This window comes from Micromonospora sp. NPDC049274 (assembly GCF_040678875.1).
Taxonomy (GTDB): Bacteria; Actinomycetota; Actinomycetes; order Mycobacteriales; family Micromonosporaceae; genus Micromonospora.
Genome location: NZ_JBFAQS010000004.1, coordinates 341,172 through 356,637 on the forward strand (window position 1 = coordinate 341,172; position 15,466 = coordinate 356,637).

Genomic DNA, 15,466 nt, shown 5'->3' on the forward strand with positions numbered 1-15,466 from the left:
CCGCAAGAGTGCGACTGATCGATGAAAATTTGAATCAGGGAGCCGGAAGCGGCCGATCCCGCTGGGGGCGGAGGCCGTCCATGATCACCGTCAGGTAGCTCTCGGCGAGAGCGCGCGACGCCGACGCCGACCTCGCAATCGCATAGGTCAGTTCGCTGATCAGCGTGGCGACGACCGTGGCGTCGATGTCGGTACGGATGGCACCGTCGTCGCGGGCCCGGCGGATCAGATCGAGCCCCACCCGATCCAGAGCGGCTCGTTGCGCCGTCGTGGCGGGCAACTCCATCCCCCCGAGCCGCTCGCCCATGACCCAGTGGGCGGACTGGAACGCGATCGCCTCGATGAGGAAACCCCGAAGGGCCTGCTCGGCACCTGGCTCGGAGAGCGCATCTCGGCCTCGTTGAATGAGCGGTTCGAGCAACTCGGCCACGGCGGCGTCGACGAGCGCTTCCTTGCTGCCGAAGATGCGAACGACGGTAGCCGCCCCGACGCCCGCCCTGCGCGAAATCGCGTCGACGGTCAGGGCGGCGCCACCCTCGGCGAGGAGCGCCTTGGTCGCCTCCAGGACGAGGTGGTGGTTGCGGACGGCATCCGCCCGACGTCGGGTCACACCGTTCCCGGCAGGGGTTGACATCTGAAACGTCCGTTCCATATCGTGAAGTGGAACATGCATTTCACTTAGACTACGAACCCTCACCGGATGACGCAAGCCGCGCGCCCTACCCGCGTGCTCCTCGTCATGCCAGAAGGCAGGAGTCAATGAACCGGCGGATTCTGATCTCGGGGGCCAGCATCGCTGGACCGACGCTGGCGTACTGGCTGGCCAGGTACGGATTTACGCCGACGGTGGTCGAGCGTGCACCTCGACTGCGCGAGGGCGGCAACGGAGTTGACGTACGTGGACAGGCAGTTGAGGTCGCCGAGCGGATGGGGATCATGCCGCGGATCCGAGCGGCGGCAGCCGACGTCACCGGCCTGTCGTTCGTGGACGCCGCCAACAGAAGTGTGGCCCGCATCGACATGCGGGCCATCCAACGGCGGGCCGCCAGCGCCGAGGTAGAGATCATGCGCGGTGACCTGGCCGCGATCCTCTACGAGGCGACGAGGGACGTCGAGTACGTCTTCGGTGATTCCATCCGCGCCATCGAGCAGGACGAGGACGGAGTGACGGTCGGCTTCGAGCACGGTCCGACACGCCGCTTCGACCTGGTCATTGGCGCCGACGGCACGCATTCCACGGTGCGGCACCTGACCTTCGGCCCGGAAGCACAGTTCGTCAAGCACCTGGGCTACTACTTCGCCTTCGCCGAGGCGGACCCCGCCCTGGGTGAGCAGCGGTGGGTGACACTCTACAACCGGCCCGGCCGGGCCGCCTCGATCTACCGCTCCGGCACCCACGCCGGGGCGAAGGCGAACTTCATCTTCCGCAGCCGGCCGATACCGTACGACCACCGCGACGTGGAGCAGCAGAAGCGCCTGTTGAGCGAAGCGTTCGCGGGCCTGCCATGGCTCGTACCGGACCTGCTGGCAGGCGCACTCGCCGATCCTGACTTCTACTTCGACGCGTTGAGCCAGGTGAGGATGGCGTCGTGGTCGTCGGGGCGGGTGGCCCTCGCCGGAGACGCCGCGCACTGTGCCTCACCGGCTGCGGGTGCCGGGGCGACGCTGTCTCTCGTCGGCGCGTATCGACTCGCGGGCGAGCTCTCGTCGGCTGCCGGGGATCACCGGATCGCCTTTCGCCGGTACGAGCAGGGCTACCGCACGACTGTTGAGCGAAGCCAGTCGAACCTCTTCATCGGCATGATCGCGCCGAAGAGCCGCCGCGGCATCTGGGCTCGCAACACGATGGCCCGGCTGCCACTGCTCGCAACGATGGCCGGAGTGGAACGCCGCCTACAGCCCAGGATCCGGCCGCTGCCGGACTACGGGTCGGCCACGGGCTCGTTGCGGGCCTGACAACGGCGCTGACCCGCAGCGGGGCCGTCGAGGGCCGGAGCCACACCGGCTCCGGCCCCCTGTCGTACGCCCCGAAACGGCTACGGCGTCGGGTACTGCGTGACGAAGACCGGCTCGCCGACCTTTGTCATGTCGGCCGCGTCGCCGACGCCGTTGACCACGTGGTCGATCGTGCCGGCGCTGAGGTTGACGGTCATGACGTGGTGCAGTCGCACTCCCGGCGTGACAGGCGCCTCGAAGCCGTTCTCGGTGTGGATCGACGGGTTGTTCTGGTTGAAGACGTACACCCCGCCGCCGTAGAGGTCGTGGTGGCGGACCCGGTCGCCGACCCTGTAGCCGGCAAAGCCCTCGACCGTGCCGTTCATCCAGTCGGCCTGCGTCGGCGGGTCGTAGGGTAGCTCGTTCTGGTAGAGGATCGTGGTGCCGTGCTCGCCGTTCCAGACGGTGTTGTACCGCTGGAAGTGCTCGACGAACAGGCCGGTGGCGGTCACATGGTCGCCGTTGATGACAGCTCCGTAGCGGCCGGTGTTGGTGCGCCAGCGGTCGGTGTCACCGTTGACGCCCTCGGTGAAGCCCTCGACGCCGTGGTCGCCGCGCCACACCCAGGTGTGGTCGATGAGCACGTTGTCGCTGTTGACCTCCAGCGCGGTGTTCGTCCGGCCGATGTGCGGGCCGCCGACGCGGAAGTACACGTCGGACAGCGTGGTCGGGTTTGCCGGGCTGCTGTGACCGTGGCCGTGCTGGCGGCCCACTCGCAGCAGAGCCGGCGACTCGACGGTGCCGGCGTCGATCGTGACGCCGGCGACGATCACGCCGGGCACGTCGGCGACGTCCAGCGGGACGGCGCCGTTCACCGCGGTGAGGGTGGCGTGGCCGATGCCGAGCACCACCGTGTTGGCCCGCCGGATCTCGATGCTGCGGCCGATGTCGTAGACGCCGGGGGTGAGCAGCAGGTTCTTACCCCGCGCCAGTTGGCTGTTGATCAGTCGTACCGGGTCGGACGGCTTCGCGACGAAGAAGTCGTCGATCCCGATGGACCGCCCGGGGGTCATGCCGTCGGCCCAGGAGACGCCCCGGCTGTCGCGCTGCGCCGCCGGCACCCGCACGTTGTAGCGGCCCTTGCCGTCGACGTACAGGTAGGGCTTCTCCCGGCTCAGCGGGGTGGTGTCGAGCGTGGTGTACGGCGGGTCCGGGAACGTGGCGTCGTCAGGTGCGCCCTCGACACCCGCGAAGACCTGGTTCCACACGGCGTTGGACCACCCGGCGACCTCGCTGTTGCGGGTGAGCCACTGCTGCTGGGAGCCGTTGGTGGTGGCCGGCAGCCGGGAGTCGGCGATGAAACCGCCGCTGGCGTACTGCGGGCCGGCGGTGCAGTAGTCCATCAGGGACAGGCCGCCGCCGGTGATGTTGAGCCGGCGCATCGAGACCGCCTGGGACACCGCCCAGAAGTTCGCCGTCGATCGGCAGCCGTCCTGCCCGGCGCCGTTGACGGTGAGCGAGAGGTTGGACAGGGTGCGCCAGAAGTTGACGAGCGCGAGGCAGTTGCCGGTGCCGCCGTCGGCCAGGCAGCGGTTGTAGACCTCCAGCTTGCCGTTCACGGCGACGTCGGTGGGCGCGGCGCCCAGGCCGGCAACCTCGGTGTAGTAGCCGACCTTGGCCTGCAACGGCTGCTCGGCCGTGCCGTACGCGCCCGGCTTGAACAGGTAGGCGTGCCGCTCGGTGCCCATCTCGTTGTCGACCTGTCGGGCGTGCGCGGCGTCGAGGGTCTGCTGGATCTCGCCGACCGGCATGGTCGGGTCGAAGATCGTCACGTTCGGCCCGAAGTCGGGTGCGCCGTGCGTGGGGCGGCCGGCGGTCGCGGCGGTGCCGCTCGTCGCGACCGTGGTGGCGACCAGAAGAGCGAGGATCAGGGTACGTCGGGACGGGCTTGTCATGTGGTTCGTCCTCTCCGCTGGCCGGGGCGTGCTCCCGGCGCAGCTGGGGGCGGTGAGAGCGCTCTCTGATGTTTCTACCCGGTTCTCCGGCCCCACGCCATGTCGTCACGGGCGGCGGATTGGACATCTTCGCCCACCTCGTCGTGAGATGTCAGGCCCGGCGCCCGCCCGCCCTGAGCGCGAACCAGCCAGCGGTGAGGACGACGAGCAGCATCACCACGTTGTGGGCGTACTTGGCGCCGGCCGAGACCTCGCCCAGCAGGGGAAAGTAGGTGAAGGCCAGCAGGCCGTTGGCCACCAGGAACGCGAGCGCGACTGCCGCTGCGTGCCGGATCCCCCATCCCGGACGGCGTGCCGACCACCAGACAAAGGCAGCCGCGAGGGCGGTCACGACGACGCCCTGCGCTAATCCCGCCCAGGTCTCGGCCACGAGCGCCCGTGCCACGGCGAGGACCAGCGCGATCGCGAAGGTCACCGCGATGGTCGGCGCCGGGCGACCGCGTCGCACCTCCGGCGCGGGTCGCTGACGATGGCGCCGGCCGACCAGGGCAGCCAGCCCTCCGCAGCCGACAACCAGTCCGACCGACACCACCAACTGGGTCTGCGACGCCGCGTGCGACCCGGGCTGGAACATGATGAGGGTCGCAGCCGCGAGGTAGGCAAGTCCGGCGATGATCAAGCCACGTCGCCCAAGCCACGGCGCGCGGGCGCGGTCGCGACGCCAGGCCTCGGCGAGGACGACTGGCGCGCCGAAGCTGAAGACTATGTGGCCCACGAGAAAGTTCAGAGTGTTGGAGGCGTTGATTCCCAGAGGTTGAACAAGGGTGGCCTTCCAGCTCTCTTCCCAGCCGTCGTATCCCCCGTAGTCGTCGCTGAACATGGATTGGTCGATAATGCAGGCCTGAGTGAGGCCGAGGGCGAGGAAGAGCAACAACAGCGACGGCCAGCCCCAACCCGCTCGCCGGGCAACCTCTCGTGCGAGCAGCGCCGGGGCGCCGTAGAGCGCGGAGAAGTAGACAACAGAGAACGCGGCCAGGCCCAGATGCCCACTACTGTCGCCGTACGCCGCCAACAACTCCGCGCTCACCGCGCTGAGCGCCGCCATCGCGGTGACCTGTACCGGTATGAGCAGGTCGCGCCGCCCTGGGAGGCTGGGTGTATTCACTCCCCGATCGTCGCGTCTCGGCCGGTCAGCCACATCTACCGCACGTCTACCCCGACGTGACTTTAGTTCACCCCCGACGCTGACTTACGTCCCAGGGCAGCCAGCACCTCCCGCGTAGAAACGCCCGAACATGTCAGACCATCGGATGCTGATAGCGGCGGGACAGGGACAGAAGGTCCGGCTCACCGAACATCTCCACCATTGCCGCGAAGCGGTCAACCTTGTCGTCACCAAACCGCCGCACGCTGGCAGCGTAGGAACTCGCCGTCACAAACGTTGGCGGCGTCGTCTTGCTGTGAAACTTGTCCGCATACATCACCAGTTGCTCCTCCACCGTGTCAGCCGTGTAGTCGCGAACTGGCAGCGGCAGGCCCTGATGCAGCACGTCTTCACGGGTGAGCCCGACCCCGGTGTGATGAGAACAGAACCTGCTCACCAACTCGGGGAACCCGAGATCACGCAGCAACGTGTGCCCCAAAATCCCGTGCCGGACATACGTCCCGTGGTCGAGCTGTCCCGCCGCGTCGTACAGGCGGTAGACGCCGATGTCGTGCAGGAGGCTGCCCGCACGGATGAGAGCGGCGTTGAGGGGCAGGGGGTAGTCGGCCAGGAGCTGCTCGGCCACCGCGCAGATGATCTCGCAATGGGTGTAGACGAGCTCGAAGGCCTCTTCGGTCGGCGCGAACCGCTCATGCAGCGCCCGGATCTGCTCGTCGGTGGGAAGCAGCATCCGATGCTCGGTCGTCAAGCGGCTACCTCCCCCAAACATCGCACTCGCCACCCGTATGGCCACATGCTCTCCCGACAGCCATCGGCGACAGCACCGACCGAATTACCAACTCTAGCGACAGCCTGCTGGCCGGCTGTCCGATGCCCGCTGCGCCGCGTGCATCGAAGGGAGAACGAGGTCAACCAGACTGGCCCACCAGATGCGGATCGACAGTGGGGCGGCGGACTTCCCCTCTGACCGGTGAGAATGGACGCTGGCTCGCAACGGGGAGGCGACGATCGTGGGTGACACGTTGGCCGACATCCTGGCCGCGGCAGCACGCGGGCACTTCCGGCCCCCGGACGGCGGGACCACGATCGTGGCGCAGCACAGCCGTCGGGACGCCGGGGTCATCGCGTTCACCGCGCACTCCGTGGTGTTCACCGACGAGGACCCCGACTGGGTCCGCGACACCCTGGCCGCCCTCGACTGCGACGGTCTGGCGGCCACGATGAATCCGCGTTTCCTCGGCGCGCTGCTCGATCGCACCGGCCGGTCGACGGACACGATCGACCTGCTGACCGTCGCCTCCCCGCTCACCGGCGCTCCCCCGGTCGCGCTGCGCGAGCTGACCGACGTCGACCATCCCCGCGAGGCCCGGGCGCGCAAACGCCGTGACGACGTCCGCGTCTGGGCGGCCGAGGGCGGCGTGGTCGTCCTCGGCCGTGGAGTGGCGGGTCGCTGGGAGGCGGCGATCGAGGTCGACGAGGACGTGCGCCACCGGGGCCTCGGCCGGGCGCTGGCGACCGCCGCCCGGCATCTGGTGCCCGACGGTCAGCCGGTCTGGGCGCAGCAGGCCGCCGGCAACGCGCGCAGTGTGCGGGCCTTCCAGGCGGCCGGCTTTCGACCGGTGGGCGCCGAAGCGCTGCTCCTGGAGAAGTAGCCACTCCGGCGTCCACCGCCCAGGCGGGCCTCACCCGTCGCTCAGGAACTCGTCGATCATCGGGGCCAGCCAGTCGGCGCGCTGCGGAATCGTGGTGTGGGTGGTGCCCGGCAGGATGGCCAGCCGGCAGGCCGGCAGACCGGTCAGGTCACCGGGCACCGCGCCGCCGAGCAGCCGGAACATCCGTACCGCGTGCTCGGGCTGGACGATGTCCGAGTCGGCCAGCACGATCATGGTGGGCGCGGCCAGGGCCCGGATCTGCTCGGGCGTCCAGCGCGGCAGGTTCGCGTCCAGCACCTTCATCTTGGTGACCAGGTTGGCCCAGCCCGCCGGGTCCGGCGCGGTCCGCAGGTACTCCTCGTGGAACTCCGAGCCGTGCAGGTGCTCCGGTTGCAGATCCTGGATCCCGTCGAGCAGCCCCGGGTGCAGGCCGGCGTCCTCGAAGCTCACCGAGGCGAGGACCAGCCGCCCGACCCGCTCGGCGTGGTCGGTGCCCAGGCGCAGCGCCACCGCAGCGCCCATGCTCCAGCCGTACACGTCCGCCCGCTCGACACCCAGCCGGTCGAGCAGTTCGACCACGTCGGCGGCGAAGTGCTCCACGGTCAGCGGCCGGTCGGCGTCCGGGGTGTGGCCGTGCGCCTGCAACTCCACGGCGATGACCCGCCGGGACTTCGCCAGGTACGGCAGGATCGTGCCGAACGAGGTGCCGATGCCGGAGAGCGCGCCGTGGATGAGCACCAGCGGCCGGCCCTCGTCACTGCCATGTGTCTCGTGATAGATCTCCATGCCCACACGGTGCGCCGGCGCGCTTACGGTCTGCTTCAGGTCGACTTACCGGCGATAGGATGTCCGCCGTGCAGTTCGGGGTGCTCGGGCCGCTCGCCGTCACCACGGACGCCGGCGAGCCGGTGGTGGTGCCCGGCACCAAGGTCCGCGCCCTCCTGGCCGACCTGCTGACCAACCGCAACCAGGTCGTCTCCGCCGACCGGCTCATCGACGACCTGTGGGGCGACGACGCCCCCGCCAACCCCGCCGGCGCCCTCCAGGTCCGGGTGTCGCAGCTGCGCAAGGCGCTCAACGACGCCGAGCCGGGTGCCCGCGACCTGGTCGAGTCCCGCACTCCCGGCTATCTGCTACGGGCCGGCACTGTCGACGCCGACCGGTTCGCCGAGCTGGCCCGGCACACCGACGTCGACAGGTTGACCGAGGCCCTCGCGCTGTGGCGGGGCGAGGCGTACGCGGACGTGGCCGACGCCGAGTTCGTCCGCGCGGAGGCCACCCGCCTCGCCGAGCAGCGTCTCGCCGTGCACGAGCGACTGGCCGAGGCCCGGGTGGCCCGGGGCGAGCACGACCTCGTCGCGGCCGACCTGGCCGAGTTGGTCGCCCGGCACCCGCTGCGCGAGGGCCTGCGGGCGGTGCAGCTCCGCGCGCTGTACGCGGCCGGTCGCCAGTCCGAGGCCCTGGACAGCTACACCGACCTGCGGGACCGGCTCGCCGACGAGCTGGGTCTCGACCCCGGCCCCGAACTGGTCGCCCTGCACCGCCGGATCCTCGAACAGGACGCCGGCCTGAGCGCGCCGCCGAAGGCCGCGATCATCCGTAACAGCCTGCCCGCCCAGCTCGACGAGCTGGTCGGCCGAGCCGAGGCGCTTACCGAGCTGCGGGCCCTGCTGCCCGCGCAGCGCCTGGTCACGCTGATCGGGCCGGGTGGCGTCGGCAAGACCCGGCTGGCCACCGAGACCGCCCGTACCCAGTCCCTTCCCGACGGTGTCCTGCTGGTCGAGCTGGCGGCGCTGCCGGCCGGTGACCCGGGCGTCGCCGAGCAGGTGCTCGGCGCGCTGGACGCCCGCGAGGCCGCCGGCACGAGCCTGTCGGCCACCGACCGACTCGTCGCGGCGCTGCGGCAGCGACACCTGCTGCTCGTGCTGGACAACTGCGAACACGTCATCGAGCCCGTCGCCGCGCTGGTGGCCCGGCTGCTGCGCGACGCGCCCGGGGTACGCGTGCTGGCCACCAGCCGGGAGTCACTCGGCCTGACCGGGGAACTGCTCTGGGAGGTACCCCCGTTGTCGCTGCCCCAGGACAGCGACCCGGACGCGGTCCGGCGCTCGGCGGCGGCCCGGTTGTTCGCCGCCCGCGCCGCCGCCCAGCACCGCGGTTTCCGTCTCGATGAGCACACCGCGCCGGTGGTCGCCCAGCTCTGCCGTCGCCTGGACGGCCTGCCGCTGGCGTTGGAGCTGGCCGCGACCCGGGTCCGCGCGCTGGGCCTGCGGGGTGTGGTGGACCGGCTCGACGACAGGTTCCGGCTGCTCACCACGTCTCAGCGCGACGTGCCGTCGCGACAGCGGACGCTGACCGCGGTGATCGGCTGGAGTTGGGACCTGCTCGACGAGGCCGACCGGGCGGTGCTCGCCCGGCTCGCGGTGTTCCGCGACGGCTGCACGCCGGAGGCCGCCGAACAGGTCTGCCGGGCCGACCTGGACGCCCTCGCCCGGCTGGTGGACCGCTCGCTTGTGGTGCTTGACGACTCCCCGGCCGGTCCGCGCTACCGGCTGCTCGAATCGGTGGCCGCGTTCTGCCTGGACCGCCTCGCCGACGCCGACGACGTGCGGACGCGGCACGCCGCCTACTACACCGACCTGGCCGAACGCGCCGACCCGCAGTTGCGGGGAGCCGACCAGCGGCGGTGGCTGGCGCTGCTGGACGCCGAGACGGCGAACCTGCGGTCCGCGCTGGCCCACGGCGGCGGGCTGCGGCTGGCCGTCGCGCTGAGCTGGTACTGGTATCTGCGCGGCCGGCTCACCGAGGCGCGACGGGCCCTCGCCGTCGCGGGCGACCCGGCGCAGGAGTCCCGCGCGGCCCCCTGGCGGGTCGGCTTCGCGTTGCTGCGCGGCGAGGCGGTCGCGCCGGAGGACATCCGTGCCGCGCTGGCCCCCGACCCGGACGGCCGGGGCGCCTGGTTCGCGGCGAACGCGGTCATCGCGCACAGCGAGCTGGCCCTGGCCGCGGAGTTGCTGCCCCGCGCTCCGGCCGACACGTGGACCGAGGCGGCGGTGCTCGCCTCCCGGGCCATGCTCGCGCACGCCGCCGGCGACCAGAGCACCCTGGAGTACGCCTCGACGCGCAGCGCCGTGCTGTTCGCCGACCTCGGTGACCGGTGGGGTCGCCTCCAGGCCACCGAGTGGGTGGGTGGGCTGGCCGAGATGCGCGGCGAACACGAACGCGCGGTCGACCTGCACCGCGAAGGGCTGCGCTGGGCCGAGGAACTGGAGCTGTGGCCGCAGGTTGGCACCGAACTGTCCTGGCTGGCCTGGCTGGCGGTGCAGACCCGCGACTACCCGCAGGCCCGGGAGTTCGCCGAGCGCGCGTACCGGCTGGCGGTCGAGCAGGACGCGCCGGGCGCGTTGGTCTTCGCCGAGATGAGCCTCGGGTTCGCCGCCCGCCGCGACGGCAAGCTCGACCTGGCCGTCACCCACCTCACCCACCTCGCCGAGCGGGGGCGCGGCGAGACGCGGCCCGCGCTCTACCTGCCGATGGTCCTGGTGGAGCTGGGGTACGCCGTCGAGCAGGGCGGCGACCGGGACGCCGCGCTGGCCCTGCACGTCGAGGCGTACGCGGCCGCCGAGGCGATGGTCTCGCCCCGCGACGGGGTCGCCGCGGTGGAGGGGATGGCGTCGGCGGTGCGCTCGCCGGAGGCGGCCGCCCGGTTGCTCGGCTCTGCGGCAGCCGCCCGGGTGGCCCTGGAGGCCCCGGCCTCCCCGAGCGAACGCGACGAGGTCGACCGGGTGACCGGACGCGTGCGGGCCGACCTCGGGCCGGAGCGCTTCGACGCGCTCGTCGACGAGGGCACGAAGCTGAGCCCGGGCGAGGCCCGGGCTCAGCTCTGAGGCGACGGTCAGGGTCGGTCAGGCGGCGGTCTTCGGCCGGTACGAGGCGACGATGACGCCGCTCTTGTGCACCCGGGTGTCGACGAGGTCGAACGACGTCTGGAAGTCCGTCAGCGGCACCGTGAGGCTGGGCGTGCCCTGCAGCACCGGGTGGATCCAGAAGCGGACCTCGTCCACCAGGCCCGCGGTGATCAGTTGGGCGGTGACCGAGCCGAAGCCGTACTGGATGATGTTCTTGCCGGGCTGGGCCTTGAGCGCCGTGACCGCCTCGACCAGGTCGCCCTGGAGCACCTCCGTGTTGTTCCAGGTGGGGTTGGTGAGGGTGGTCGAGGCGACGTACTTCTTGACGTTGTTGAAGTAGGCGGCCCCGGTCATCGGGTCGTTCTCGTCCTGCTGCGGCCAGGCGACGGACATGCCGTCGTAGGTGGCCCGACCCATCAGCATCGCGTCCGCGGCGTCGGTCAGCTCGCCGGCAACGACGATGGACTCCTCGTCGAAGTACGGGCCGGTCCACATCGGGTTCTCGATGACGCCGTCGAGGGTGATGTAGGTCGAGTTGATGAGCTTGCGCATCGGAATCTCCTGGGTGTCTGTCGTGTTCTGCTGACACCCGGAACACTGCCGGCCCCCGCTTACGATTCGCTTCAGGTGCCCTTACCCGCGTCCCCGGCCGCGCCTGAAGCCGGGTCGACAAGCGGAATCGGCAGCGCCTGCGGGGCCGCCGTGCCGCCACCGGTCGAGTGCGCCGGCGCGGGCCGGTCGTCGGTGCGGCTGTGCAGGCGTCCGCGCCCGGCCGGCCCGGCGCGGCGGGTCACCTCGACTGTCACCATCCGCACCGGCGGTGGCGGCGCGGTGAAGCGGCCGACGCCCCAGCGCACCCAGATAGGGATCCGGCCGGCCTCTGCCTCGGCTGTCAGCTTCTGCACCGTACGGGCCCGGTCGGTGTGGTCGACCTCGATCACCACCGGCGGGCCGTCCGGGCGGGCGCACGCCACGTCGAGAACGGAGTGCCGCTGCTGCATCGGCGGCGGAAGCGGCACGACACTTGGCGCGCGCCGGTAGACCCGCCAGCCCCTCGCCTGCCCCCACCGTGCCACCGCGTCGATGACCCGCGCGGTGACGTCGTCGGCGTCCAGGTCGACGAAGGTCAGCTCGGCCAGCCACCGGCCCAGGTCGGCGGCCAGCCGCTCACCCTGCGCCGCAACGTCCACGGGCGCAGGATAACGCCTCAGCCGAGGGCGGCCGCCGTCACGGCGAGGTGCCGGGTGAGCCAGGCGGTGGTGGCCGTACGCGCCGTCTCGGCGTTGTCGCGGGCCAGGAAGTCGTGCCCCTCGCCGGTGAGCACGAGATGCCCGTGCGGCACGTCCCGCGCGGCCAGGGCCTGCGCCACCTGGGCCGACTCGCCGGCCGGCACGTTCGTGTCGTTGGCGCCGTGGATCAGCAGCACCGGCACGTCGAGCTGGTCGATGTGGGTCATCGGCGACAGGTCCCGCAGCAGGTCGGCGTCGCGCATCGGATCGCCGTACTTGCTGACGGCGGCGGCGGCGATCCACGGCTCGGTGCCGGCGTAGAACGTGCGGAAGTCGGAGATGCCACACTCGGCCACCCCGGAGGCGAACAGGCCGGGGAAGTTCACCAGCACCGCGAGGACCAGGTAGCCGCCGTAGGAGCGGCCCAGGCAGCCGAGCCGGCCCGGGATCGCGACACCGCTGTCGACCAGGTGGTCGGCGCACGCCGCCACGTCCGCGATGGCCCCGTACCGGCCGGCGAGGTTGTCGGCGGCGACGAAGGTGCGGCCGAAACCGGACGAGCCGCGCACGTTGGGCGCGAACACCGCGACGCCCTGCGCCACGAGGGCCTGGAACAGCGGGTTGTAGCCGGGACGCTCCTGCGCCTCGGGGCCGCCGTGCAGGCTGATCGCCGTCGGCCAGGGGCCCGGACCGGGCGGGCGGTAGAGCCAGCCGGACAGCGGCATCCCGTCGCGGGCGCGCAGGTCGACGAGCTGCGGCGCGACACCGCTTCCGCCGGTACGCGCGGCGCGAGTGTCCGGCCGCAGCGGGCCCGGTGTGCCGGTGACCGGATCAACCAGCCAGACCTCCCGGGGCTGCACCGGCCCCTGCGCGGTGAGGCAGAGCAGGTCACCGTCGGCGGCGAAGACGGCGCCGTCGAGCACCTCGCCCGGGGCGGCGACGGCCCGCTGCACACCGCTGGTGAGGTCGAGCAGGCTCAGTTCGCTGCGCCCGCCGTAGGTGTTCCACAGCAGCGCGGCGCGTCGCCGGTCGGCGCTGAGCGCGACGTGCTCCAGCTCGGCGTCCGGGCGGCCGGCGAGCCGCGTCGGCGTCGGCATCGCCGCTGGCAGGGTGAGGTCGACGCGTACCAGCGCGGCCAGCTCGGAGAACGCGTCGGTACGCGCCAGCACGCTCGTCCCGTCGGGGCCGAACCAGCCCTGGTCGGTGCTGCCCCGGCCGGTGTCCGGCAGCAGGCGTACCCGGTCGCCGGTGGCCACGTCCAGCAGCTCCAGCCAGCGGGCGTTGCGCGGACCGCGCCGCAGCAGGGCGGACCCGCCGTCCGGGCTGACGTCCAGGAGGGTGAGCAGGTCGCCCTCGGCGAGCACCCGCCGGTGCCCGGTGCCGGCGTCGACGAGCACGGCGGCGCCCCGCTCGGCGGTCTCGGTGACCGCCATCAGCGCGCCGCCGGGCAGCCAACCGGACAGGGCCGCGCTGCGCCGGCCGAACCCGGCGACCTGGCGGCGCTGCGTGCCGTCCGGGCTCAGCACCCACAGCTCGGTGCGGGGAGCGCCACCGGGCGCGACGACGTAGGCCAGCCACTGACCGTCCGGGGACCAGCTGACCGCCAGCACCGGTTCGTCGCCGCTGGGCAGCGCGACGGCCTCGGCGGCACCGACGTCGCGTACCCAGACGGCCGGGGTTCCGGCCCGGTCGGAGAGGTACGCCACCCGTCGGCCGTCGGGCGACGGCGCGGGCGCGAAGTCCTCGCCGGCCGGCAGCGGCGGCACCGGCCGGTGCGCGGTCAGGTGGGCCAGGCGGGTGGTAAGCGGCGCCTGCGTCCGTACGCTCATCTAAACCCCGATTCGCTGCAACCAGAGCTCCAGCAGCCCGAGCTGCCAGAGCGCGTTGGAGCCCAACGTGGTCCGCCGGGCGTTCGGCGCGTCCAACAACTCCTCCAGGTAGTCCTTGCGGAACAGGCCGCGCTCGCGCGCCGGGCGGGCGGTGAGCGCGTCCCGGACGTCGTCGAGCAGCGGGCCGGACAGGTGCCGGATGGCGGGCACCGGGAAGTAGCCCTTCGGCCTGTCGATCACCTCGTCGGGCACGATGCCCCGACTCGCGGCCTTCAGCACGCCCTTGCCGCCCTGGGCCAGCTTGAGCGCCGGTGGACAGGCGGCGGCCAGCTCGACGACCTCGTGGTCGAGGAACGGCACCCGGGCCTCCAACCCCCACGCCATCGTCATGTTGTCGACCCGCTTGACCGGATCGTCGACGAGCATCACCAGGCTGTCCTGGCGCAGCGCCGCGTCGAGCGCGGTGTCCGCGCCCGCCGCGCCGAAGTGGGCGGTGACGAACTCCAGGCTCGCGTCGTGGTCGAGCATCCACTCCGGCGCCAGGTGCCCGGCCAGCGCGTCGTGCCGACGATCGAAGAACACCCGGGCGTACGCCTCGACGGCGTCCGCGCGGGACACGTTGGCCATCGGCGGGTACCAGTCGTAGCCGGCGAAGATCTCGTCGGCGCCCTGGCCGGACTGCACCACGGTGATGCGCTGCGACACCTCCTCGGAGAGCAGGTGGAACGCGACGCAGTCGTGGCTGACCATCGGCTCGCTCATCGCCGCGATGGCCTCGTGCACCGCCGGCACGAACCGGGCCGCGCCGATGCGGATCTGGTGGTGGTCGGTGTCGTACTCGCGGGCCACCAGGTCGGAGTAGTGGAACTCGTCGCCGCTCTCCCCCGCCGCCGCCTCGAAGCCGATGCTGAAGGTGGCCAGCCCGGTCTGGCCCTCCTCGGCGAGCAGGGCGACGATCAGACTGGAGTCGAGGCCACCGGAGAGCAGCACGCCGACCGGCACGTCGGCGACCATCCGACGGCGTACGGCGGTGCGCAGCGCCGCCATGATCCGTTCCTGCCACTCCTGCGGGGACATGGCCGGCGCGGCGGCACGGGTGAAATCCGGCCGCCAGTAGACGGTGTCGGTGCTGCGGCCGTCGGCGGTGACGACCCGCACGGTGGCCGGGGGCAGCTTGCGGACGCCCGCCAGGATGGTGCGCGGCGGCGGCACCACCGAGTGGAAGCTCATGTAGTGGTGCAGCGCCACCGGGTCGAGGTCGGTGTCCACGTCACCGGCGGCGAGCAGCGCCGGCAGGGTCGACGCGAAGCGGATCCGGCCCGGCGTCTCGGCCAGGTAGAGCGGCTTGATGCCGAGCCGGTCGCGCGCCAGCACCAGCGTGTGCGTGGCCAACTCGACCAGGGCGAACGCGAACATCCCGTAGAAGCGCTCGACGCAGGCGGCTCCCCACCTGTGGTACGCCTTGAGGATCACCTCGGTGTCGGAGGTGGACCGGAAGGAGTAGCCGGCGGCGGTCAGCTCGTCGCGCAGCTCCCGGTAGTTGTAGATGCAACCGTTGAAGACCAGGGCGAGGCCCAGTTCGGGGTCGACCATCGGCTGGGCGCCGGTGTCGGACAGGTCGATGATGCGCAGCCGGCGGTGCACAAGCGCCGCCGGGCCGTGCTGCCAGCTTCCCTCACCGTCCGGGCCCCGGGAGGACAGGACGGGGAGCATCCGCTGCACCGCCGCCAGGTCCGGTGGCGCCCCGTCGAGGCGGAACTCGCCTCCGATACCGCACATGGCACACACCTCTC

12 protein-coding genes are annotated in these 15,466 nt (G+C 71.8%); 3 read left to right on the forward strand and 9 right to left on the reverse strand.

The features are described from left to right. Positions 1-34: 34 nt before the first annotated feature. Positions 35-697: a helix-turn-helix domain-containing protein gene (locus AB0K10_RS10485; protein ID WP_363681989.1), complete on the reverse strand. Its 663-nt coding sequence runs from the start codon at positions 695-697 to the stop codon at positions 35-37. Between the two features lie 62 nt (positions 698-759). On the opposite strand from AB0K10_RS10485, the gene AB0K10_RS10490 reads away from it, so the two are divergent. Continuing rightward, positions 760-1,956 (forward strand): FAD-dependent monooxygenase, encoded by a 1,197-nt coding sequence (locus AB0K10_RS10490; protein ID WP_363681991.1) that lies wholly within the window; start codon positions 760-762, stop codon positions 1,954-1,956. A gap of 80 nt (positions 1,957-2,036) precedes the next feature. Here AB0K10_RS10490 and AB0K10_RS10495 read toward each other — a convergent pair whose 3' ends face one another. The 3 genes from AB0K10_RS10495 to AB0K10_RS10505 form a co-directional block, all read right to left on the reverse strand. Further along, complete coding sequence (locus AB0K10_RS10495; protein ID WP_363681993.1) at positions 2,037-3,890, reverse strand: adenylyl cyclase; 1,854 nt, start codon at positions 3,888-3,890, stop codon at positions 2,037-2,039. Positions 3,891-4,041: 151 nt separating this feature from the next. Then, the gene (locus AB0K10_RS10500; protein ID WP_363681995.1) at positions 4,042-4,995 is read right to left on the reverse strand and encodes a hypothetical protein; all 954 of its coding nucleotides are present in this window, start codon (positions 4,993-4,995) and stop codon (positions 4,042-4,044) included. A 193-nt stretch (positions 4,996-5,188) separates the two neighbouring features. Then, positions 5,189-5,803, reverse strand: coding sequence for an HD domain-containing protein (locus AB0K10_RS10505; protein WP_363681997.1), 615 nt, complete (start codon positions 5,801-5,803; stop codon positions 5,189-5,191). 262 nt (positions 5,804-6,065) lie between these two features. Between AB0K10_RS10505 and AB0K10_RS10510 the strand changes: the two genes are divergently transcribed. Continuing rightward, positions 6,066-6,707, forward strand: a complete 642-nt coding sequence (locus tag AB0K10_RS10510) for a GNAT family N-acetyltransferase (protein ID WP_363681999.1) — start codon at positions 6,066-6,068, stop codon at positions 6,705-6,707. Positions 6,708-6,737: 30 nt separating this feature from the next. Here the strand turns inward: AB0K10_RS10510 and AB0K10_RS10515 are convergent, their stop codons facing one another. Continuing rightward, positions 6,738-7,493 (reverse strand): alpha/beta hydrolase, encoded by a 756-nt coding sequence (locus AB0K10_RS10515; protein ID WP_363682001.1) that lies wholly within the window; start codon positions 7,491-7,493, stop codon positions 6,738-6,740. A 59-nt stretch (positions 7,494-7,552) separates the two neighbouring features. On the opposite strand from AB0K10_RS10515, the gene AB0K10_RS10520 reads away from it, so the two are divergent. Next, positions 7,553-10,594, forward strand: a complete 3,042-nt coding sequence (locus AB0K10_RS10520) for a BTAD domain-containing putative transcriptional regulator (protein ID WP_363682002.1) — start codon at positions 7,553-7,555, stop codon at positions 10,592-10,594. An 18-nt stretch (positions 10,595-10,612) separates the two neighbouring features. Here AB0K10_RS10520 and AB0K10_RS10525 read toward each other — a convergent pair whose 3' ends face one another. The 4 genes from AB0K10_RS10525 to AB0K10_RS10540 form a co-directional block, all read right to left on the reverse strand. Continuing rightward, on the reverse strand, positions 10,613-11,167 hold the full coding sequence (locus AB0K10_RS10525) for a dihydrofolate reductase family protein (RefSeq protein WP_363682004.1): 555 nt from the start codon (positions 11,165-11,167) through the stop codon (positions 10,613-10,615). A gap of 71 nt (positions 11,168-11,238) precedes the next feature. Continuing rightward, positions 11,239-11,805: a hypothetical protein gene (locus AB0K10_RS10530; RefSeq protein ID WP_363682006.1), complete on the reverse strand. Its 567-nt coding sequence runs from the start codon at positions 11,803-11,805 to the stop codon at positions 11,239-11,241. A gap of 17 nt (positions 11,806-11,822) precedes the next feature. After that, positions 11,823-13,673 carry a prolyl oligopeptidase family serine peptidase gene (locus AB0K10_RS10535; protein ID WP_363682008.1) on the reverse strand — a complete coding sequence of 617 codons (1,851 nt, stop codon included), beginning with the start codon at positions 13,671-13,673 and terminating at the stop codon, positions 11,823-11,825. Next, positions 13,674-15,452: an N-acetylglutaminylglutamine amidotransferase gene (locus tag AB0K10_RS10540; protein ID WP_363682010.1), complete on the reverse strand. Its 1,779-nt coding sequence runs from the start codon at positions 15,450-15,452 to the stop codon at positions 13,674-13,676. It lies immediately after the preceding gene. Positions 15,453-15,466: the final 14 nt, after the last annotated feature.